This window comes from Streptomyces sp. NPDC005820 (genome assembly GCF_040630255.1).
Classification (GTDB): domain Bacteria; phylum Actinomycetota; class Actinomycetes; order Streptomycetales; family Streptomycetaceae; genus Streptomyces.
The window spans coordinates 72,397-91,412 of sequence record NZ_JBEXXE010000031.1 but is presented as its reverse complement, the minus strand read 5'-3'; the positions used below and the strand labels follow the sequence as shown (position 1 = coordinate 91,412).

General features: G+C 72.0%; 18 protein-coding genes. 5 read left to right on the top strand and 13 right to left on the bottom strand.

Features of this window, described 5'->3' with window-relative positions:
* Positions 1-47: 47 nt before the first annotated feature.
* Positions 48-1,451, bottom strand: a complete 1,404-nt coding sequence (locus ABZ464_RS33225; RefSeq protein WP_359283159.1) for an exopolysaccharide biosynthesis polyprenyl glycosylphosphotransferase — start codon at positions 1,449-1,451, stop codon at positions 48-50.
* A gap of 233 nt (positions 1,452-1,684) precedes the next feature.
* Here ABZ464_RS33225 and ABZ464_RS33220 point away from each other — a divergent pair, with 233 nt between their 5' ends.
* Positions 1,685-1,900 carry a dodecin gene (locus tag ABZ464_RS33220; protein ID WP_067254459.1) on the top strand — a complete coding sequence of 72 codons (216 nt, stop codon included), beginning with the start codon at positions 1,685-1,687 and terminating at the stop codon, positions 1,898-1,900.
* A gap of 40 nt (positions 1,901-1,940) precedes the next feature.
* Here the strand turns inward: ABZ464_RS33220 and ABZ464_RS33215 are convergent, their stop codons facing one another.
* Complete coding sequence (locus ABZ464_RS33215) at positions 1,941-2,432, bottom strand: hypothetical protein (protein WP_359283155.1); 492 nt, start codon at positions 2,430-2,432, stop codon at positions 1,941-1,943.
* A 75-nt stretch (positions 2,433-2,507) separates the two neighbouring features.
* Between ABZ464_RS33215 and ABZ464_RS33210 the strand changes: the two genes are divergently transcribed.
* Together ABZ464_RS33210 and ABZ464_RS33205 are read left to right on the top strand one after the other, a co-directional pair.
* Positions 2,508-3,521, top strand: a complete 1,014-nt coding sequence (locus ABZ464_RS33210; RefSeq protein WP_359283152.1) for an LLM class flavin-dependent oxidoreductase — start codon at positions 2,508-2,510, stop codon at positions 3,519-3,521.
* A complete protein-coding gene (locus ABZ464_RS33205) occupies positions 3,518-4,810 on the top strand; it encodes a DUF2716 domain-containing protein (RefSeq protein WP_359283149.1) in 1,293 nt (430 codons plus the stop codon). The genes ABZ464_RS33210 and ABZ464_RS33205 overlap by 4 nt, the downstream gene beginning before the upstream one ends.
* Before the next feature lie 219 nt (positions 4,811-5,029).
* Here the strand turns inward: ABZ464_RS33205 and ABZ464_RS33200 are convergent, their stop codons facing one another.
* The 6 genes from ABZ464_RS33200 to ABZ464_RS33175 form a co-directional block, all read right to left on the bottom strand.
* Positions 5,030-6,103 (bottom strand): NAD-dependent epimerase/dehydratase family protein, encoded by a 1,074-nt coding sequence (locus tag ABZ464_RS33200; protein ID WP_359283147.1) that lies wholly within the window; start codon positions 6,101-6,103, stop codon positions 5,030-5,032.
* Positions 6,104-6,116: 13 nt separating this feature from the next.
* On the bottom strand, positions 6,117-7,010 hold the full coding sequence (locus ABZ464_RS33195; RefSeq protein ID WP_359283144.1) for a lysophospholipid acyltransferase family protein: 894 nt from the start codon (positions 7,008-7,010) through the stop codon (positions 6,117-6,119).
* Complete coding sequence (locus tag ABZ464_RS33190) at positions 7,007-7,792, bottom strand: GNAT family N-acyltransferase (RefSeq protein WP_359283141.1); 786 nt, start codon at positions 7,790-7,792, stop codon at positions 7,007-7,009. Before ABZ464_RS33190 ends, ABZ464_RS33195 begins: the two co-directional genes overlap by 4 nt.
* Positions 7,793-7,946: 154 nt before the next feature.
* The gene (locus ABZ464_RS33185) at positions 7,947-8,693 is read right to left on the bottom strand and encodes a succinate dehydrogenase/fumarate reductase iron-sulfur subunit (RefSeq protein WP_359283140.1); all 747 of its coding nucleotides are present in this window, start codon (positions 8,691-8,693) and stop codon (positions 7,947-7,949) included.
* Complete coding sequence (locus tag ABZ464_RS33180; RefSeq protein ID WP_359283139.1) at positions 8,690-10,636, bottom strand: fumarate reductase/succinate dehydrogenase flavoprotein subunit; 1,947 nt, start codon at positions 10,634-10,636, stop codon at positions 8,690-8,692. Before ABZ464_RS33180 ends, ABZ464_RS33185 begins: the two co-directional genes overlap by 4 nt.
* Before the next feature lie 2 nt (positions 10,637-10,638).
* Positions 10,639-11,310, bottom strand: a complete 672-nt coding sequence (locus ABZ464_RS33175; RefSeq protein ID WP_359283247.1) for a succinate dehydrogenase — start codon at positions 11,308-11,310, stop codon at positions 10,639-10,641.
* Positions 11,311-11,442: 132 nt separating this feature from the next.
* Between ABZ464_RS33175 and ABZ464_RS33170 the strand changes: the two genes are divergently transcribed.
* Entirely contained in the window at positions 11,443-12,327 is an 885-nt protein-coding gene (locus ABZ464_RS33170) for a LysR substrate-binding domain-containing protein (protein WP_359283136.1), read from the top strand.
* A 9-nt stretch (positions 12,328-12,336) separates the two neighbouring features.
* Here the strand turns inward: ABZ464_RS33170 and ABZ464_RS33165 are convergent, their stop codons facing one another.
* Positions 12,337-13,230: an NAD(P)H-binding protein gene (locus ABZ464_RS33165; RefSeq protein ID WP_359283134.1), complete on the bottom strand. Its 894-nt coding sequence runs from the start codon at positions 13,228-13,230 to the stop codon at positions 12,337-12,339.
* Positions 13,231-13,354: 124 nt separating this feature from the next.
* On the opposite strand from ABZ464_RS33165, the gene ABZ464_RS33160 reads away from it, so the two are divergent.
* Positions 13,355-14,200, top strand: a complete 846-nt coding sequence (locus ABZ464_RS33160; protein ID WP_359283133.1) for a LysR family transcriptional regulator — start codon at positions 13,355-13,357, stop codon at positions 14,198-14,200.
* Between the two features lie 12 nt (positions 14,201-14,212).
* On the opposite strand, the gene ABZ464_RS33155 is transcribed toward ABZ464_RS33160, so the two are convergent.
* The 4 genes from ABZ464_RS33155 to ABZ464_RS33140 form a co-directional block, all read right to left on the bottom strand.
* Positions 14,213-14,623: a DUF4440 domain-containing protein gene (locus tag ABZ464_RS33155; RefSeq protein WP_359283131.1), complete on the bottom strand. Its 411-nt coding sequence runs from the start codon at positions 14,621-14,623 to the stop codon at positions 14,213-14,215.
* Positions 14,624-14,673: 50 nt separating this feature from the next.
* Entirely contained in the window at positions 14,674-16,809 is a 2,136-nt protein-coding gene (locus tag ABZ464_RS33150; RefSeq protein WP_359283130.1) for an EAL domain-containing protein, read from the bottom strand.
* The gene (locus tag ABZ464_RS33145) at positions 16,806-17,618 is read right to left on the bottom strand and encodes an SAM-dependent methyltransferase (RefSeq protein WP_359283127.1); all 813 of its coding nucleotides are present in this window, start codon (positions 17,616-17,618) and stop codon (positions 16,806-16,808) included. The genes ABZ464_RS33150 and ABZ464_RS33145 overlap by 4 nt, the downstream gene beginning before the upstream one ends.
* A 272-nt stretch (positions 17,619-17,890) precedes the next feature.
* A complete protein-coding gene (locus ABZ464_RS33140; RefSeq protein WP_359283126.1) occupies positions 17,891-18,868 on the bottom strand; it encodes an SCO0930 family lipoprotein in 978 nt (325 codons plus the stop codon).
* Between the last annotated feature and the right edge of the window lie 148 nt (positions 18,869-19,016).

Genomic DNA, 19,016 nt, shown 5'->3' with positions numbered 1-19,016 from the left:
GGGCCGGAACCCGGGGGCCGCGATCGTCCTTCCTGACGGACGCCCTTCTAATACGCGCCCTGTCCGTTCAGGACCGCGCGTACGGTGCGGGCCATCACGTTGACGTCGCCGGACAGCGACCAGTTGTCGACGTAGCGCAGGTCGAGCGCGACCGTCTCGCGCCAGGACAGGTCCGAGCGTCCGCTGACCTGCCACAGGCCGGTCAGGCCCGGCCGGACGTTGAGCCGGCGCATCTCGACGCCGTTGTACTTGACGACCTCGTCGGGCAGCGGTGGGCGGGGGCCCACCAGGGACATGTGGCCGAAGAGGATGTTGAACAGCTGGGGCAGCTCGTCCAGGGAGTAGCGGCGCAGGACGCGTCCGACCGGGGTGACCCGGGGGTCGCGGCGCATCTTGAACATGTGCCCGTCGTTCTCGTTCTGCTGCTCCAGGCCGCCCTTGAGCCGGTCCGCGTCGACCACCATGGTGCGGAACTTCCACATGGCGAACCGCATGCCGTGCCGGCCGACCCTGGTCTGGCGGTAGAGGACCGGGCCCGGTGAGCCCAGCCGGACGGCCAGCGCCAGCAGGAGCAGCAGCGGTGAGAGCAGCAGGATCAGCAGCAGGGCGCCCGTGCGGTCCACCGCCGTCTTCGTGGCGGCGTGCGCACCGCGCTGCAGGGGCGGCGCGATGTGCAGCAGGGTGAGCCCGGCCGCCGAGGTCAGCCGCACCCGGCGGCGGGCCACGTCGGTGATGCCGGGCAGGATCATGAGCGAGCGGCCCCGGTCGTACAGCGCCCAGGACAGCCGGCGCATCCGCTCTCCGTTCAGGTGCGGGCCGGGCGCCACGAAGACCAGGTCGGCGCCGAGTTCGTCGGCCGCGCCGAGGACGACGGCGGCGTCCGCGTCGGGCGCGTCGGGCGCCTCGCGGGTCAGCTGCGCGCACACGGGGACGCCGGAGGTCACCTCGTCCTCGCCGACCGGACAGGCGCCGACGATGACGTACTCGTGGTCGGTGCGCTGGGCGAGCTGTCCGACCACGGCGTCGAGGGCCGAGGCCTCGCCGACGACCAGGACGTGGCGCAGGGCGCGGGCGTTGCGGCGGGCGGCCCGCAGATGACGGTTGATCAGTTTCTGGCAGACGCCCGTGGCCACCAGGGCGGGGATGAGCGCGGTGAACGCCTCGGCGGGCACGCTCTGCAGTCCGCAGACCACCCGCAGCGTCGCCAGGGCGCCGACCAGGACCAGCCAGTCCCGGACGACGGCGCGCAGCCCGCCTCCGTCGCCCCAGGCGACGGGGGTGTACCGCTTGCTCGCCACCCCGATGAGCGGCCACAGCAGGGCCGCGGCGGCCGCCAGCCGCAGGGGGTGGGGCTCATGGACCTCCACGATGGTCGCGGCGACCGGCAGGGCCGCGGCGGCCAGGTCGACACCGACGGAGAACGGGCCGTACCAGCGGGCCCGTGTCCTCACACGCTGAACGGGCTGGCGCGCCACGGGAATCGGCGCCTGCCGGGACATCGCGATTCTGAACCGGCGCATGGTTTCCTTCGAACCCCCACTCGCAGATCGCATTCCTCACATGATCCTTATATCACCGCATGGGTAAGAAAATAGGCTTTTAGCGCGTGGTTTCGAGTGGTGTGGCATGGCGGTGCGTCGCGGGTTGGGGCACGGTGGAGTGACACGGCCGAGAGGAGCACCCGATGTCGAACCACACCTACCGGGTCACGGAGATCGTCGGCACCTCGCCGGACGGCGTCGACCAGGCCATCCGCAACGGCATCGGCCGCGCCTCGCAGACCCTGCACAACCTGGACTGGTTCGAGGTCACCCAGGTGCGCGGACAGCTCGAGAACGGCGAGATCGCGCACTGGCAGGTGGGCCTGAAGGTGGGCTTCCGCCTGGACGAGTCGGACTGACGGACCCGGTTACGGACCCGGTTACGGACCCGATCAACGATCAGGTACGCCCCTCCCCCTCCTGCGCCTGGCGCAGTTCCGGCGACGGCGCGCTCCAGCGCGCGAGAACGACCCGGAATCCCGCCCGTTCGGCGTCCTCGCACACCAGCGCGTCGTCGTCCACCAGCATCCGCACCTCACGGGTCCGGGCGAGCCGGCGCAGGATCTCCAGCTTGGTGCGGCGGGCGGGCCTGCGGTCGTCGTTGCGCCGCATGTGCACGCGCCCCTCGGGCAGCCCGTGGGCGGCGAGCCACTCCAGCGTGTCCGGCCGGCAGCGCTCCGGCCGACCGGTGAGGTAGACGACCTCGCACTCCTCGGCCTGCTCCAGCGCCAGGGCGACGCCCTGCGGGATCGGCGGGTCCTCGGGCGCGGCGGCGAAGAACGCGTCCCAGTCGCGCGGCCTGCGCTCCAGGAAACGCTGACGGTGGGCCGTGTCGGCGAGGGTGTTGTCCAGATCGAACACGGCGATCGGCCGTCGGCTGCTGTCGGTCACGGACCCCATCTTCCTCCAGAGCGCACGGCGGCGAACCCGCGGGAATCCCGGGGGCCGTCAGGTGTTGAACGAGGTATGAGCTCCGTGATCGCCTCGGCCCGCTTCTCCGTCCTCGACCGCTCCCGTATCCGCGAGGGCCACACCGCGGCGGAGGCACTGCGGGACACGGTGTCGCTGGCGCGGGAGGCGGAGCGGCTCGGCTTCCACCGGTTCTGGGTCTCGGAGCACCACGGCGTCCCCGGCGTCGCGGGCTCGGCGCCCACCGTCCTCGCGGCCGCCGTGGCCGGGGCGACCCGCACGATCCGGGTCGGCACCGGCGGGGTGATGCTGCCCAACCACCGGCCGCTGGTGGTGGCCGAGCAGTTCGGCGTCCTGGAGTCCCTCTTCCCGGGCCGGATCGACATGGGTCTGGGCCGCTCGGTGGGCTTCACCGACGGGGTGCGCAGGGCGCTCGGCCGCGACAAGGACGACGCCGACGACTTCGCCGCCCAGCTGGAGGACCTGCTCGGCTGGTTCCGGGGCGCCTCCCCCACCCGGGTGCACGCCTACCCGGCGGAGGGGCTCACGGTGCCGCCGTTCGTGCTGGCCATGGGCGAGGGCGCGGCGATCGCCGCCCGTGCGGGCCTGCCGATGGTCATCGGCGACCTCCGGAACCGCGAGAAGATGCGGCGCGGCATCGACACCTACCGTGCGCGATTCCGCCCCTCCCCCTGGGCGGCCGAGCCGTACGTCGTCGTCTCCGGCACGGTCGCCGTGGCCGCCGACTCCGGGGAGGCCCGGCGGCTGCTGATCCCGGAGGCCTGGTCGATGGCGCACTCCCGCACCCACGGCACCTTCCCGCCGCTGCCGCCCGCCGAGCGGGTCGGCACCCGCACGATGACCGCGAAGGAGCGCGAGTTCTACGAGTCCGGACTGACCGGCCACATCGCGGGCACCGAGGAGCAGGTGGCGCACGAGCTGGAAACCCTGTTGAAGGAGACCGGCGCCCAGGAGATCCTCGTCACGACCAGCACGTACGACCGTACGGCACTGCTGGACTCCCACCGGCGACTGGCCGGGATCGTGAACCGGGGGAAGAACACCGAGTGACCGTCGCCGAGCTGCTGGCCGCCCACGACGAGCAACTGCGCGGCCGGGTGCCGCCGGACCCGCCCTGGGGCACGGTCACCGAGGAGGACGGGCCGGTGGTCCGGGTGCACCACGGCACCCACGCGGTCGTGGAGCACCGGGACCTCACCGGGGCCGACCTGCCCGGCCTGGTCCGCCGGCAGCAGGAGGTGTGCGCGGCGCGGGTCGAGCCGGTGGAGTGGAAGGTGTACTCCCACGACACGCCGGGGCTCGCGTCGGCCCTGGCCGAGGCCGGGTTCACCGCGGGCCCGGCCCGCCGTCTGCTGGTGGCCGAGATCGCGGACATGCCCGCCCCGCGGGCCCCTTCGTCCGTACGACCCCGGCACGGCTCCCACGCCGAACGCGCGGCGATCCACCGGCTGGCCGCCGCCGCTCCCGGGCAGCGCAGGCCGCTGAGCGAGCTGGAGGCCGACGGCGGCGGGCGGGGTGCCGGCGCCGAGATGACCGTCCTGGTCCTGGAACGGCACGGGCGGCTCGTCGACGGGATCTGGCTGGAGCGCGTGCCCGGCACTGACTTCGCCTCGGTCGGCGGGATCTCCGGTCCCCGCCCCGAGCTGCTGCACGCGGCCGGGCAGTGGGCGGCCCGGGGGCTGTGGGGCCGGCCGCCGGCCCGGTACCTCGTGGCCGAGGCGGGCGGCGAGCCGGCCGAGGCCCATCTCGCGGCCGGCTTCCACGAGATCGCCGGGGTGACGACGTACCGCTGGGCCCCGCCCGGCGAACCGGCCCGGGAACGGCCGGCGGGTCAACTGCTGGGCCACCCGGAGCACGACGAGATCTGGCGACGGTTCGAGAAGCGCTTCGAGGTCACGTACGAGACCGCCTACGACGGGATCGCCGAACCGCCGGGCTCGGTCACCTGGCACATGGCGGCGGTCGACCACACGCGGCGCGACCCGCTGCTCGCCGAGGTGGAGGACGTGATCGCGCGCGGACTGCGGGCCCGTGGACGTCGCGGGGACCGGCTGTACCGACTGAAGTGGTACATCAGCGGCTCGCGCTGCGACCCCACGCGCGTCGGCGGGCCCGGACAGCCCCGCTGGCCGGGGTACGCCTACCTCGTCGACGAGAACGTCATCCAGGTCACCGCCGATCTGCGCATGGGCACCTACGGGAACTTCGTGGAGGAGTCCCTCTGCGTCTTCGGCGCGGATCTCGTCGCCGAGGTCGAGGAGGACCTCACCGCCCTGCTGGGCACGGTGCTGCGGCGGGACGGCAGGCCGGTGGGGAACGTGTGGAGCTTCGGCCCCTAGGGCCTGTCGTTTGGATCATGCCGCGCGTCGCGGGGTGTGGCACGCACGTCTGCGGCGTTGTCGTCAGTTGACGACTCCCCCACTCTCGGCTGCGCTCGAGCGGGGGGACCCCCCATCGCGTCGCCGCCCTCCTCCGCCTTGCAGCCGCACGCACCACACCCCGCTCGGCTCGGCCGAGAGGCCACGTCGGCTCAGCCGACCTGATCCAAACGACAGGCCCTAGGCGGCGGCCGGACGGCGGCGGCGCTGCTCGCTCCAGGACCGGTGGTGGTCCAGGAGGGTCTCCTCGATCGGGCGGTAGGCCAGGCCCAGTTCCTCGGTGCTCCGGCGGTTGTCGACGCGGAAGCGGATGCCGAGGTGCTTGCGGATGTAGTCCTGGGAGAGGCCGAAGGCGGGGCCGAGGATACGGACCGGCCAGTGTGGGAGGGCGATGCGGGGCAGGCGCAGGTCGCGCGGGTGGTGCCTGCGGAGCAGGGTCGCCATCTGGTGGAAGGAGGTCATCTCCTCGGCCGCGAGGATGTACCGGCCGTGGGCGTCCGGGTGCTCGGCGGCGGCCAGGTGGGCGGCGGCCACGTCCCGGACGTCGACCGTGGTGAAGCTGAAGTCGGGGGCGCCGTAGAAGAAGTAGCCCTTGAACAGCTCGTCGAGGAGGAACAGGCTGCCCGAGTCGGAGGCGGGGGTGAGCGAGGGGCCGAGGATCAGACCGGGGTTGAGGGAGACCATGCGCCAGCGGCTCTGCGCGGCCTCGGCGTCCCAGGCGGCCTGCTCGGCGACCGTCTTGGCGTAGTGGTACGGGTTGTTCTCCACCGTGCTGGTGGTGTTGACGTACTTCTCCGACAGGACCCGGCCGTCCATGCGGTCGACGTCCGCGTAGTCGCCGAAGATCGCGCCCACGGTGGAGGTGAACACCAGGCGTTCCACGGTCTGCGTGCGGTCGACGGCCCCGACGACGTTGCGGGTGCCCTGCAGGGCCGGGTCGACGACGTCCCGCTGCCCGTCCTTGATCCTCTCCGGCATCAGGAAGGGCGAGGCCACGTGGAAGACGACCGCGCAGCCCTTCATCGGCTCGTCGAAGGAGCCCTCGCGCAGCAGGTCCGCCTCGAAGAGGTCGAGCCGGCCGGGGTGGGCGTCCTGGAGGGCGCGCAGCGGAGCGAGCTTGGCGGTGTTCGCCGTACCGCGGACCGTCGTACGCACCCGGTGGCCGCCCTCGAGGAGCTGCCGCACCAGGTGCGCCGCGACGAAGCCGCTGCCTCCGGTGACCAGGACCGTTCGGCCGGCCGGGCTTGTGCTCACGCGCGCGCTCCCCTCAGATGGTCGGGACGCGCGCCATGATCCCATCCCGTGCGCCCGACGGCCCCCCGCTTGCGGGGAATTCATCGGACGCACGACGGTGCTCGGCGGACTCGCCACGGTGTGCGTGGGGACCGGCCAGGACCCGCTCCCCGGCCGCCGCCGCGAGTGTCTTGCGGTCGGCGGCGCCGTCCGGTGCGAGCAGCGGGAGCACCTCGACCTCCGCCACCAGCCCGCGCGCCGAGGTCACCCGCCACAGCGACGCGAGCAGCGAGTCGTCGCCGACGTAGGCGGGCACGGTGCTGGCCGCCCCGGCGGCGTCCCGGTAGCGGATCCGGACGGGCTGGACCGGGACCCCCGCGTCGAGCGCGGCCTGGAACACCGCGCGCCGGAAGTGTCCCTGGGCCCGGCCGCACCAGGTGCTGCCCTCCGGGAACACCGCGACCGCGTGCCCGGACCGCAGCTCCCCGGCGATGGTGGCGACCGTGCCGGGCAGGGCGCGCAGCCGGTCCCGTTCGATGAACAGGCAGCCGTTCGCGGCCATCGCGCCCGCCACCGGCCACTCCCGGATCTCCTTCTTGGCGATCATCCTGGCCGGGCGGACACCGGCCAGCAGCGGGATGTCCAGCCAGGAGATGTGGTTGGCGACCAGGAGCAGTCCGCCGGTGGCGGGCGCGGACTCGCCGGTCACCCGGATCCGGAGCCCGGCCGCGCGGACGACGGCCCGGCTCCACCGCCGGATCGCAGCCGCCGGGATGCGCCGGCCGAGCGGGGACAGCGCGACCCCGGCCAGCACCAGGACGACCACCGCCACGAGCCGCAGCACGGCTCGCGGCACGGTCGTCCAGGACGCCGTACCCTCCACGCACGCCCGCGGGGTGCAGGGCGCGCCGGGCAGCCAGACGCTCATTCCGCGCTCGGCACGAGGGAGAGGAAGTGCCGCAGGTAGCGCGAGTTGACCCGGCGCATCGACAGCAGCACGAACAGGTCGGCGACACCGAAGTCCGCATCGTGCGCGGGCTCGCCGCACACCCAGGCGCCGAGGCGGACGTAACCGCGCAGCAGGGCGGGCAGTTCGGTCCGGGCGGCCGGGGCCGCGGGCGCGGCCTCCTTCGGGGTCCAGGGCAGCAGCGGGCGCACCCGGAACTCCTCGGGCGCCATGTGCTTCTCGCGGGCCCGGTCCCAGGTGGCGGCCGCGAGGGCGCCGCCGTCGGCGAGCGGGACCGAGCAGCAGCCGGCCAGCCACTCGTGGCCGCGGTCCACCATGTAGCGGGCGATGCCGGCCCAGATCAGGCCGATGACCGTGCCGTCGCGGTGGTCGGGGTGGACACAGGAGCGGCCGACCTCGACCAGGCCGGGCCGGATCGGGTCGAGACGGCTCAGGTCGAACTCGCCGTCCGAGTAGAGTCGTCCGGCGACCGAGGCGTGCTCCGGGGGCAGCAGCCGGTAGGTGCCGACGACCTGGCCGGTCTCCGTGTCGCGCACCAGCAGGTGGTCGCAGTAGGCGTCGAACGGGTCGACGTCGAGGCCCGGCTGCGGGGAGGACAGCAGGGCGCCCATCTCACCGGCGAAGACCTCGTGCCGCAGCCGCTGCGCGGCCCGCACGTCGGCCTCGTCGCGGGCCAGGGTGACGGTGTAGCGGACGGGTGCCGTGGACTGCTGGGGACGGTCGAGGGTGGAAACGCCGGTCATGGCTCACTCCTGGGCACGGGCCACATCGGGGACGGTGGCGCTCCCCCTGTTTCTCCCGACCCTGGTTGGCGTGTACGTGTCCGGTGCCGGGAGTAGGGATGTGGGAATGTTGAATGCCAGGCTTTCGACCGATGCCGACGGTTTCCCTACGGCGCTACCGCTTCACCCTGCGGGCCGCTCGCAACCACTCCTTGTTCATGCTCGTGATGGACACCAGCGGAATCCCCTTCGGACAGGCGGTGGCGCACTCCCCGGTGAGCGTGCAGCCGCCGAACCCCTCCTCGTCCATCTGCGCCACCATGTCCAGGACGCGGGTCTCGCGCTCGGGCGCGCCCTGCGGCAGCACGTTCAGGTGGTTGATCTTGGCGGAGGTGAACAGCATGGCGGCCCCGTTGGGGCAGGCCGCCACGCAGGCCCCGCAGCCGATGCACTCCGCGTGCTCGAACGCGAAGTCGGCGTCCGGCTTCGGCACCGGCGTGGCGTGCGCCTCGGGCGCGGCCCCGGTCGGCGCGGTGATGTAACCGCCGGCCTGGATGATCCGGTCGAAGGCGCTCCGGTCGACGACCAGGTCCTTGATCACCGGGAACGCCGACGCCCGCCACGGCTCGACGTCGATCGTGTCGCCGTCCGAGAAGGACCGCATGTGCAGCTGGCAGGTGGTGGTGCGCTCGGGCCCGTGCGCATCGCCGTTGATCACGAGGGAACAGGCGCCGCAGATGCCCTCGCGGCAGTCGTGGTCGAAGGCGACCGGGTCCTCACCGCGCAGGATGAGGTCCTCGTTGAGGGTGTCGAGCATCTCCAGGAACGACATGTCGGGCGAGACGCCGTCGACCTCGTACGTGGACATGGCGCCGTCGGCTTCGGCGGTGCGCTGCCGCCAGACGCGCAGGGTGAGCTTCATGCGTAGCTCCGCTGGGTGGGGTGGACGTACTCGAAGACCAGGTCTTCCTTGTGCAGGGCGGGGGCCTCGCCGGTGCCGGTGAACTCCCAGGCGGCGGCGTACGCGAACTCCTCGTCCCGGCGGGCTGCCTCGCCGTCCGGGGTCTGGGACTCCTCGCGGAAGTGGCCGCCGCAGGACTCGGCGCGGTGCAGCGCGTCGAGGCACATCAGCTCGGCGAGCTCCAGGTAGTCGACGACCCGGTTGGCCTTCTCCAGGGACTGGTTGAACTCCTCGCCGGTGCCCGGGACCTTGATGCGGCGCCAGAACTCCTCGCGGATCTGCGGGATGCGTTCCAGGGCCTTGCGCAGTCCGGCGTCGGTGCGGGCCATGCCGCAGAACTCCCACATCAGCTCGCCCACCTCGCGGTGGAAGGAGTCGGGGGTGCGGTCGCCGTCGACGGACAGCAGCAGGTTCAGCCGGTCCTGGGTCTCGGCCAGCACCTCCTGCACGACCGGGTGTTCGCGGCCCACCTCGTCCTGCTTCGGGTTGCGGGCGAGGTAGTCGTTGATGGTGGCCGGGAGGACGAAGTAGCCGTCGGCCAGGCCCTGCATCAGCGCGGAGGCGCCGAGCCGGTTCGCGCCGTGGTCGGAGAAGTTGGCCTCGCCGATCGCGAACAGGCCGGGGACGGTGGTCTGGAGGTCGTAGTCGACCCACAGACCGCCCATCGTGTAGTGCACGGCCGGGTAGATGCGCATCGGCACCTCGTACGGATCCTCGTCGGTGATCCGCTGGTACATGTCGAAGAGGTTGCCGTACTTGGCCTCGACGGCCTTGCGCCCCATGCGCTTGACGGCGTCGGCGAAGTCCAGGTAGACGCCCTGTCCGCCGGGACCCACGCCCCGGCCCTCGTCGCAGACGTTCTTCGCGGCGCGGGAGGCGATGTCCCGGGGGACCAGGTTGCCGAAGGACGGGTAGATGCGCTCCAGGTAGTAGTCGCGCTCGTCCTCGGGGATCCGGTGCGCCGGGCGGGTGTCGCCCTTGGCCCTGGGCACCCAGATCCGGCCGTCGTTGCGCAGCGACTCGCTCATCAGGGTCAGCTTGGACTGGTGGTCGCCGGTGCGCGGGATGCAGGTGGGGTGGATCTGCGTGAAGCAGGGGTTGGCGAAGTAGGCGCCGCGCCGGTGCGCCCGCCAGATCGCGGTGGCGTTGGAGTTCATGGCGTTCGTCGACAGGTAGAAGACGTTGCCGTAGCCTCCGCTGGCGAGGACGACGGCGTCGGCGAAGTAGGTGTCGATCTTCCCGGTGATCAGGTCCCGGGCCACGATCCCGCGCGCCCGTCCGTCGACGACGATCAGATCGAGCATCTCGGTCCGCGGATGCATCTCGACGTTCCCGGCGGCGATCTGCCGCGACAGCGCCTGGTAGGCGCCGAGCAGCAGTTGCTGGCCCGTCTGACCGCGGGCGTAGAAGGTCCGCGACACCTGGACGCCGCCGAAGGAGCGGGTGTCCAGCAGTCCGCCGTACTCCCGTGCGAAGGGCACGCCCTGGGCCACGCACTGGTCGATGATCTCGACGGAGATCTGCGCCAGCCGGTGGACGTTGGACTCGCGCGCCCGGAAGTCGCCGCCCTTGACGGTGTCGTAGAACAGCCGGTGGATCGAGTCGCCGTCGTTGCGGTAGTTCTTCGCCGCGTTGATGCCGCCCTGGGCGGCGATCGAGTGGGCGCGGCGCGGGGAGTCCTGGTAGCAGAACTGGACGACGTGGTAGCCCTGTTCGGCGAGCGTGGCGCCGGCCGAGCCGCCGGCCAGACCGGTGCCGACGACGATCACCGTGTGCTTGCGCCGGTTGGCGGGGTTGACCAGCTTGGCCTCGAAGCGGCGCGTGTCCCAGCGCTCGGCGACGGGTCCGGAGGGCGCCTTGTCGTCTGTCAGCGCCGAGCCGGCCGTGTACTCGGTGTAGGTCATGTTCAGCTCACCACTCCGGTCATGACGCTCACGGGTACGGCGATGAAGCCGGCCGTGAGCAGCAGCGCGAGGACGTTCGCCGTGGCCTTCAGGGCGCGGTCGCGGGTGCGGCTGCCGGCGCCCAGGGTCTGGGCGGCGCTCCAGAAGCCGTGCCGGACGTGCAGGCCGAGGGCGAGCATGGCGACGATGTAGATGACGTCGCCGTACCAGGTGGAGAAGGTGTCGACGACGTTCTGGTACGGGTGGCCCTCCTGGAAGCCGCCGCTGTGCACGGTGCCGGTGGTCAGGTCCAGGATGTGCCAGACGATGAACAGGCCGAGGATGATCCCGCCCCAGCGCATGGTGCGGGTCGCGTAGCTCGCGCGGGGCTTCTTGTGCACGTACTTGCTGGGCCGTGCCTTGAGATCACGTCGGCTGAGCTGGTAGGCGGAGGTGGCGTGCGCGATCACGGCGACGACCAGCACCACGCGGACCAGCCACAGGGTCCACTCGTAGTGCATGAACGGTTCGCCGACGGTGCGCAGCCAGTGCGCGTAGTGGTTGAACTCGCCGGGACCGAAGAAGATCTTCAGGTTTCCGATCATGTGGACGACCAGGTACAGCAGCATGATCAGTCCGCTGACGGCCATCACCGTCTTCTTGCCGACGGAGGAGTCCCACACGGTACGCGCCATCGACGGCCGTCGGTCCGTCCGCGTTGCCAGAGCCATGTCTCCAGACGCTAGGGCCGTTCGGCCCCATCGGTCCAAGACATGAAACGGCTCGTTTCGATAGGCGTCTTCTATCGATCGGCCTATCCTGGAGGGGTGCAGTTCCAGCAGCTCCAGTACTTCGTGGCGGTGGCCGAGACCCGGCACTTCACCCGGGCCGCCGAGCTGGTCCATGTCGCGCAGCCCTCGCTGTCGCAGCAGATCAGGGCGCTGGAGCGGGAGTTGGGAGCGGATCTGTTCCTGCGGGCGCGCGGCAACATCACACTCACCGACGCGGGTGAGGCGCTGCTGCCGCTGGCCCGGCGGATCCTCGAGGACACCGAGACCGCGCGGTACGAGGTGCAGGAGCTGGTGCAGCTGCGCAGCGGCCGGGTGCGGCTCGGGGCCACCCCGAGTCTGTGCACCGGTCTGCTGCCGGACGTGCTGCGCGCCTTCCACGACCGCTACCCGGGGATCCGGCTGCTGATCGAGGAAGGCGGTTCGCACGATCTCGTACGACAGCTCGCCCGCGGCGCCCTCGACCTCGCCCTGGTCGTGCTGCCCCTGCCGACGCCCTCCCCCGCGCTGACCACGGTCGAGCTGCTGCGCGAGGACCTGGTCGTGGTGTCCTCCCCCGAGGCGCCGAAACCGGGCGACGGGCGGCGCACGGTCCGGATCGCCGATCTGGAGGGCGAGCGTCTGGTGATGTTCCGGCACGGCTACGACCTGCGGGAACTGACCGTGGCCGCGTGCCGGGCGGAGGGGTTCGAGCCGGACTTCGCGGTCGAGGGCGGGGAGATGGACGCGGTGCTCGGGTTCGTCCGGGCCGGGCTCGGGGTGGCCGTCGTGCCCCGGATGGTGGCCGCCCGGTCCGGCCGGGGGCTCCGGGTCACCCCGCTCGCCCGGCCCGGTCTGCACCGGGCGATCGCCCTCGCGCACCGCAGCGATGTGGCACCGCCGCGGGCGGCGCGGGAGCTGCAGCGGATGCTGCTGGAGCGCTGAGTCCCCGGCTCAGCCCTGGAGGGCGGCCGGCTTGAACACCTCCTCGCACCACTGGCGGAAGGTCGTGGGCGCGGTGTCGGGGGTGCTGGGCTGCACGGCGCCGTAGAAGCCCTGTGTGTTCTGGGCGTCGACCATGTCGGCGAAGGCCCGCACCCAGGCCTCGGTGGCGCCGAACCGGATCCACCGCGCCCCGAGCTCCGCCGCGGGGGTGAACTCGACGCGGACAGGCCGGTCGAGCACCTCGGAGAGGACGCCGGCCATGCCCTCGGGGGTCAGGTCGTCGGGACTGACCATCGGAACGTCCTCCTGCCCGGTCCAGGAGTCGTCGAGGAGCAGACGGGCGGCCGTGGCGCCGATGTCGCGCGTGGCGCACAGGCGCAGCACACGGTCGGGAACGAGCGACGTGGAGAAGACCCCCGCGTCACGGATCGAGGCCAGCTGGCGGAGCTCGTTCTCCATCAGGGACGGCGGACACAGGGCCCGGTAGTGGACGCCCGTGGCGGCGATCGCCTCGTCCATGGCCAGCCCCGCGGAGATCAGCCCTGCGTTGCGGGCGACACCGCGGCCCAGGGTGGAGACGGACACGACCCGTTCCGGGCCCTGCGCCTCGATGACCTCGCACAGCGGGTCGGTGAAGGCCCGGAAGTGTCCTTCGACGCTGTCGGCGCCGGGGTGCGGCGGGACCAGCCAGAACACGTGGTCGGCGCCCTCACAGGCCTCCTTCAGCACGGCGGGGTCGGCGTGCGACCCCTGGACGACCTCCACGCGCTCGCGCACCTCGGGGGCGAGGGCGGCGGGGTCGCGGACGATCACCCGGACCGGCACGGAACCCTCGGGGGCGTCGAGGAGACGGGCGACGACCTCACGGCCGATCTGCCCGGTCGGGGTGGTGACCACAATCATGAACTGCTCCTGGAACAAGGCTTGTTGGGACACCCACGAGCCTGCCGCCACGGTCCGGTGAACTGAAGGTCCGGTTCGCACGCGCTTGTTACCCTCAGGGCAACACCGACCGGAGGGCAGACCCGTGGAGTCCCGTCCGCTGCGCTACTTCGTCGCCGTCGCCGAGGAGCTCAACTTCGCCCGCGCCGCCGAGCGGTTGGGCATCTCGCCGCCGCCGCTGTCGCGGGCGATCCGTGCGCTGGAGGGCGAGCTGGGGGCCGTACTCTTCGAACGCACCACGCACAGCGTGACGTTGACCCCGGCGGGCGAAGTCCTGCTGCCGGAGGCCCGGTTCGCGCTGGAGGCGCTGGAGGCCGCCGGGCGACGGGCCCGGCGGGCGGCCGCCGGCGGGCCGAAGCTGGAGCTGGCCGTGAAGGCCGACGGCGACGGCGGACTGCTGGAGGCGATCCTCGCGCGGTACGCCGCCGACCCGGCCGCGGTGCCGGTCTCCGTCCGGCTGTGCGCCTGGCACGAGCAGTCCCGGCTGCTGCGCCGGGGCGAGGCCGATGTCGCCCTGGTCTACGAGCCGTACGACCGCGCCGGCCTCGACGCGGAGGACCTGGCTCTCGAACCGCGCGTCGCCGCCCTCGCCGTGAGCCATCCGCTGGCCGCCCGGGCGGGGCTGTGCCTCGCCGATCTGGGGCTGCGCGCCGACGAGGTGCACCGGTACATCGACGAGGTCCGCGGCAGGGGCCAGGATCTCGCCCAGCTCCTCACGCTCGTCGGCCTGGGCGAGGTCGTCCCCCTGCTGCCCGCGTCCGTCGCGGACCGCTATCCCCGCCCCGGTGTCGTCTACCGCCCCGTCCGGGACGCGCCCCCGGCCGTCCTGGCCGTCGCCTGGCCCCGGCAGTCCCGCTCCAGGGCGACGGCGGCCCTGGTCCGGGCGGCGGTGGCGGTGGCGGAGGAGGGAGGGGAGCGGGCGGCGGGCTGACGCCCCGAACCGCTACCCGGCCTCGGGCGGGACGGGCGTCGCCTGGTGGTAGTACATCCGCCAGCCGGTCTCCTCGCTCTGCTTGCGCCACAGGGAGCTGCGGCGGGCCCGTCGGCCGTCGAAGTCCGTCTCGTACGTGAGGTGGACCAGGCCGGGGGCCAGGAGGACGCCCGTGACGGCCGACGGCTCGTAGCGGGGACCGCCCGCCGAGCTGCCCGCGTTGTCGGGCAGCCAGGCCGGCATCTCGTCGTACGTGTAGCGCCGGCCCGAGGAGCCGACCTCGACGAACTCGGGGTCGAACAGCGGCTCGAAGCGGGCGCGGGAGGAGCGGACGGCGGGGTCGGTGAGGCTCAGCTCGCCGGCGATCGCCTGCTGTACGTCGTCTGAAGCATCGTCTGAGGCATCGTCTGAGGCATCGGTCATCCGAAGATCATCACACCGGGCCCCGGCACCCCCGCAACCGAGTTCTTCCCTCACCCCGTCGCGTCGACCAGCGCCAGCTCGTGCAGGCGTTCCGGTGGGCCCGGGCGGGCGTAGTACCAGCCCTGGGCGGTGTCGCAGCCGAGTATGCGGAGTTGTTCGGCCTGGGCGCCGGTCTCCACGCCCTCGACGGTGACCGCGAGGTCGAGGCCGTGGGCGAGTGAGACGATCCCCTCGACGATCTTGAGGTCCACGGGGTCGGCGGGGAACTGCTGCATGCCCTGGGTGAAGGAGCGGTCCAGCTTGAGGACGCTCACCGGCAGCCGGCGCAGATTGGCGAGGTTGGAGTAGCCGGTGCCGAAGTCGTCCAGCGCGATGTCGATGCCCATCTCGGCCAGCCGGCGCAGCGGTTTGAGCAGGTCGTCGTCGGCGCCGATCAGGGCGGACTCGGTGACCTCCAGGCACAGGGCCTGCGGTTCGACGCCCGCGCGTTCCAGGATGTCGACCGTGTCCTGCACCAGCCCGGGATGGGTGAGCTGGCACGGCGAGAGGTTGACGTTGATCCGCAGGGGCGCCGAGTCGCCGCCGCGTTCTCGCCAGGCGCGGGCCTGCCGCACGGACTGTTCCAGGACCCAGCGGCCGAGGGGCACGATCAGCCCGGTGTGCTCGGCGAGCGGGATGAACCGGTCGGGGCCGAGCACCCCGTGCTGCGGGTGCAGCCACCGGACGAGGGCCTCCGCGCCGCTGACGCTGCCGTCGCCGAGGTGGACCAGCGGCTGGTACTCGATGAAGAACTCACCGCGTTCCAGGGCAGCCGGCAGCGCGGTGGTGAGACCGTGCCGGGTGATCGCGCGGGCGTCGGCCTCCGGGTCGGCGAGCTCGAAGCGGTTGCCGCCCGCCGACTTGGCCCGGTACATGGTGATGTCGGCGCTGCGCAGCACCTCCGCCGCGTTGCGCTCCCCCGCCCGGCCCTCCACGATGCCGATGCTGCCGCGCACGGTCAGCTCCCGGCCGTCGATGCGCACCGGCGCGACCAGCGCGTTCTGGATGCGCGTGGCGAGTTCGTCGACCTCGCGGCGCGTCTCGGTGCCGGTGGTCAGCGCCACGAACTCGTCGCCGCCGAGGCGGGCCACCATCTCACCGGGCGCGGTCGCGCAGGACTGCAGCCGGTCGGCGACCTCGACGAGCAGCCGGTCGCCGGCCGCGTGGCCGAGGCTGTCGTTGATGGTCTTGAAGCCGTCCAGGTCGAGGTAGCACAGGCCGAAGCCCTGCTGCTCCCCGGCGCCCAGCACCTTCTCCAGACGCTCGAAGAACAGGGTGCGGTTGGGCAGGCCGGTGAGCGCGTCGTGGGTGGCCTCGTAACGCAGCCGCAGGTTGAGCAGCCGACGCTCGGTGGTGTCCTCCATCAGGGCCAGCTGGTACTGCGGGTCGCCGTCGGCGTCCCGGAGGAGGGAGACGGTGAGGTTGGTCCACAGGACCGTTCCGTCGGGGCGGTAGAACGCCTTCTCCAGGTGGTAGTGCTCACGTTCGCCGCGGACGAGCTCCTCGTAGAGCTTCCAGGTCTGCGGGGCGTCCTCGGGGTGCGTCCACTCCACCACGTTGCGGCCGTGCATGGTCTGCTCGGAGATGCCGAACATGCGCAGCAGCGCGCCGTTGACCTGGAGGATGTTGCCGTCGAGGTCGGCCATGCCGATCCCTATCGCGGCGCCCTCGAAGACCGCGCGGAAGCGGGCCTCGCTCGCATGCAGCGCCTGCGCCACCACGCCCTGGGCCTGCAGCGCGGCCTGGGCGATGGCCTCCTGCTCGGCGAGCGTGCGCTCGCGCAGGGCCTGTGCGTACCCGGCGGCCATGGCGTGCTGCAGCCGGGAGGCCCGGGTGCGCAGGTCCTCCTGGGGGCCGTCCTCGCCGCAGTAGAGCACCAGATAGGCGTCGACGCAGTCGAGGGCGCGGCTGAGCGCCTCGGGGTCGGTGCAGTGCGCCTCGACGAGGGCCGCGCCGACCGCTCGGCCGGTGTCCGCGTCGAAGGTCCTCGCCAGCAGTGCCTCACGCAGCCGCCGGGCCGACGGCAGGAGTTGCTCCTCGAACTCCGGCCGGGTCAGCGACGTCGACGTCACCGGGAACACGGCCCGGCTCCAGATCGTCGCGAACCGGCGCAGTCTGTCCTCCGGCCCGTCCGGCGCGGCGGTCACGCGGTACGCCCCACGCCGGCGAACCCGCAGAACGCGTACGGATCCTCGTCCTGAGGGTCCGTCTCCGGCCGCCAGCAGGGCATCGGCACCAGTCCCGGTTCCACCATGTCGTACCCCTCGAAGAACCGCGCGACCTCGTCACGCGTGCGCATGATCAGCGGGAGGCGGATGTCGTTGTACACGTCCACCATCGCCTCGGTCTGTTCCCGTGCCACCGGCATTCCCTCGTACGAGGCATGTGTGAGGACGAGCACACTGCCGGGCGCCAGCGCCTCGGTCAGCTCGGCCACCGCCGTGTACGGGTCGTCCGCGTCCTCCACGAAGTGCAGTATCGCAACCAGCAGCAGCGCCACCGGCCGGTCCGGGTCGATCAGCCTCTGCACCTCGGAACTGCCCAGGATCTCCTGCGGCTTGCGCAGGTCGGCGGCGACCACGCCCGCGTCCTCGTTGCCCTCCAGGACGGCCTGGCTGTGCGCCACGGCCACCGGGTCGTGGTCGACGTAGACGACCCGGGCGCCGGGGCTCGCGGCCTGGGCGACCTCGTGGACGTTGCCGAAGGTCGGAATGCCCGAGCCGACGTCGAGGAACTGGGTGATGCCCTCGCCGGCCGCCCAGCGCACCGCGCGCCGCATGAACGCCCGGTTCGCCTGCATGATCTTCGGCAGCCCGGGGGTGAACGCCATGGCCCGGCGGGCCGCCTCCCGGTCGACCTCGAAGTTGTGCGAACCGCCGAGGAAGTGGTCGTAGATCCGCGAGACGCTCGGCACCGAGATGTCGATGCTCCGAGGGGCCCAGGCGGGACGCTCCATCTCTCTCTCCAAGGCGTAGGCGATCCGGTGTTCGAGCTGAGGCTACTGATCGCCCGCCAAAGGGGCGAGTGGAAACGGAAATTGACCGTCCGTTCCCGGTCACTGCCTGCGGCACGTGCCGGAAGCCGCCTGGAGGGCGGCGAAAGTCTACGCATACGCGGCATGAACGGGAAAACGGCGATCCGCCCCCTCCGTGCGGCGTGGAGGGGGCGGACCTGTGGTCGGACGCGCTCGTTCAGCAGGTGCGGGGATCAGCCCTGGGGAGGTGATCCCTACTGCTTGGGCGCGCCGACCAGATCTCCGTTGGGGGCCACGGCATACCAGGTGCCGCCGACGCCCTGACCGTTGATGTCCCCGGGGGACTTGTCACCGGAGAAGGTGTAGATCGGGAAGCAGTTGATGGTCTGCTGCTTGTCGCCGTCGGACCGGGTGAAGTTCATGTAGCCCTTCTCCTGGATCCCCTTGGTCTGGGAGAAGTCGACCGGGTCGACGATGGGCCACTTGTCACGGCAGGCGTCGTTGCAGTTCGAGACCGGCTTGGGCCACGCCTTGTCCTTGACGAAGCGGTAGACCGTCATGCCGTTCTTGTCGACGACGATCTTGCCGAGGTTGGGGTCGTTGCGGACGGAGAGTGCGGCCGACGCCGACTCCGCCTTGGCCTTCTTGCCGTCGGGGGCCAGCGCGAACCACTTGTTGCCCACGCCCTGGCCGGAGGTGTCACCGGCGTTGGCGTCCTTGGCGTAGTAGTAGGCGGGCCAGCCGTCCACGGTGAGCTGCTTGGTGCCGTCGGACCGGGTGACCTCACCGAGCAGCGACTTGTCGATGCCGTCGCCCGCGGAGACGTCGTCGGCCGAGACCGGAGGCCAGGTGGTGGCGCAGTCGCCGTCGCAGTTCGACTTCGGCGGTTCGGCGGTGTCCGCGTCGAAGCGGTAGAGGGTCATGCCCTTCGAGTCGGTCAGGATATTGCCGAGCTCGGCGTTCGTGGTGATCGCCAGCTCGCCCGCGGTGGCGCCCTGGGCACCGGCACCGGCACCGGCCGCGTCGGTCGGGCTCGCGCTCACCGAGGCACCCGTACCGGCGCCGACACCGCCGATGCCGCTGCCGACACCCGCGATGCTGCCGGCCTGGGCCGTCGCGCCCACGTTCTGGCTGGACGCGGACGTACCGCTTTCCTGACCGCACGCCGTCGTCAGCACCAGAACGCCCACAGCGCTCGCCACGAGTGAGGCGCTCCGCCAGGAGGTCTTCATCGTCAACAACTCCCCGATAGTCCTAAGGGTGTTGCAGCGCCCTGCTGCGCCGCCGCACGGCACTGGGTACGCATGGCGGCGGTCGTTGTGTTCAAACACGGCACAAAAAACTTTCCGGTGCCTGTGGTCGGGGACTCTCGGGGGGGCC

What these genes read in the sequence shown, in the direction of transcription:
- ABZ464_RS33220 (WP_067254459.1), top strand. Translation starts at nt 1,685, where the DNA reads ATGTCGAACCACACCTACCGGGTCACGGAGATCGTCGGCACCTCGCCG.
- ABZ464_RS33210 (WP_359283152.1), top strand. Translation starts at nt 2,508, where the DNA reads ATGAGCTCCGTGATCGCCTCGGCCCGCTTCTCCGTCCTCGACCGCTCC.
- ABZ464_RS33195 (WP_359283144.1), bottom strand. Translation starts at nt 7,010, where the DNA reads ATGAGCGTCTGGCTGCCCGGCGCGCCCTGCACCCCGCGGGCGTGCGTG.
- ABZ464_RS33190 (WP_359283141.1), bottom strand. Translation starts at nt 7,792, where the DNA reads ATGACCGGCGTTTCCACCCTCGACCGTCCCCAGCAGTCCACGGCACCC.
- ABZ464_RS33185 (WP_359283140.1), bottom strand. Translation starts at nt 8,693, where the DNA reads ATGAAGCTCACCCTGCGCGTCTGGCGGCAGCGCACCGCCGAAGCCGAC.
- ABZ464_RS33180 (WP_359283139.1), bottom strand. Translation starts at nt 10,636, where the DNA reads ATGACCTACACCGAGTACACGGCCGGCTCGGCGCTGACAGACGACAAG.
- ABZ464_RS33175 (WP_359283247.1), bottom strand. Translation starts at nt 11,310, where the DNA reads ATGGCGCGTACCGTGTGGGACTCCTCCGTCGGCAAGAAGACGGTGATG.
- ABZ464_RS33165 (WP_359283134.1), bottom strand. Translation starts at nt 13,230, where the DNA reads ATGATTGTGGTCACCACCCCGACCGGGCAGATCGGCCGTGAGGTCGTC.
- ABZ464_RS33155 (WP_359283131.1), bottom strand. Translation starts at nt 14,623, where the DNA reads ATGACCGATGCCTCAGACGATGCCTCAGACGATGCTTCAGACGACGTA.
- ABZ464_RS33145 (WP_359283127.1), bottom strand. Translation starts at nt 17,618, where the DNA reads ATGGAGCGTCCCGCCTGGGCCCCTCGGAGCATCGACATCTCGGTGCCG.
- ABZ464_RS33140 (WP_359283126.1), bottom strand. Translation starts at nt 18,868, where the DNA reads ATGAAGACCTCCTGGCGGAGCGCCTCACTCGTGGCGAGCGCTGTGGGC.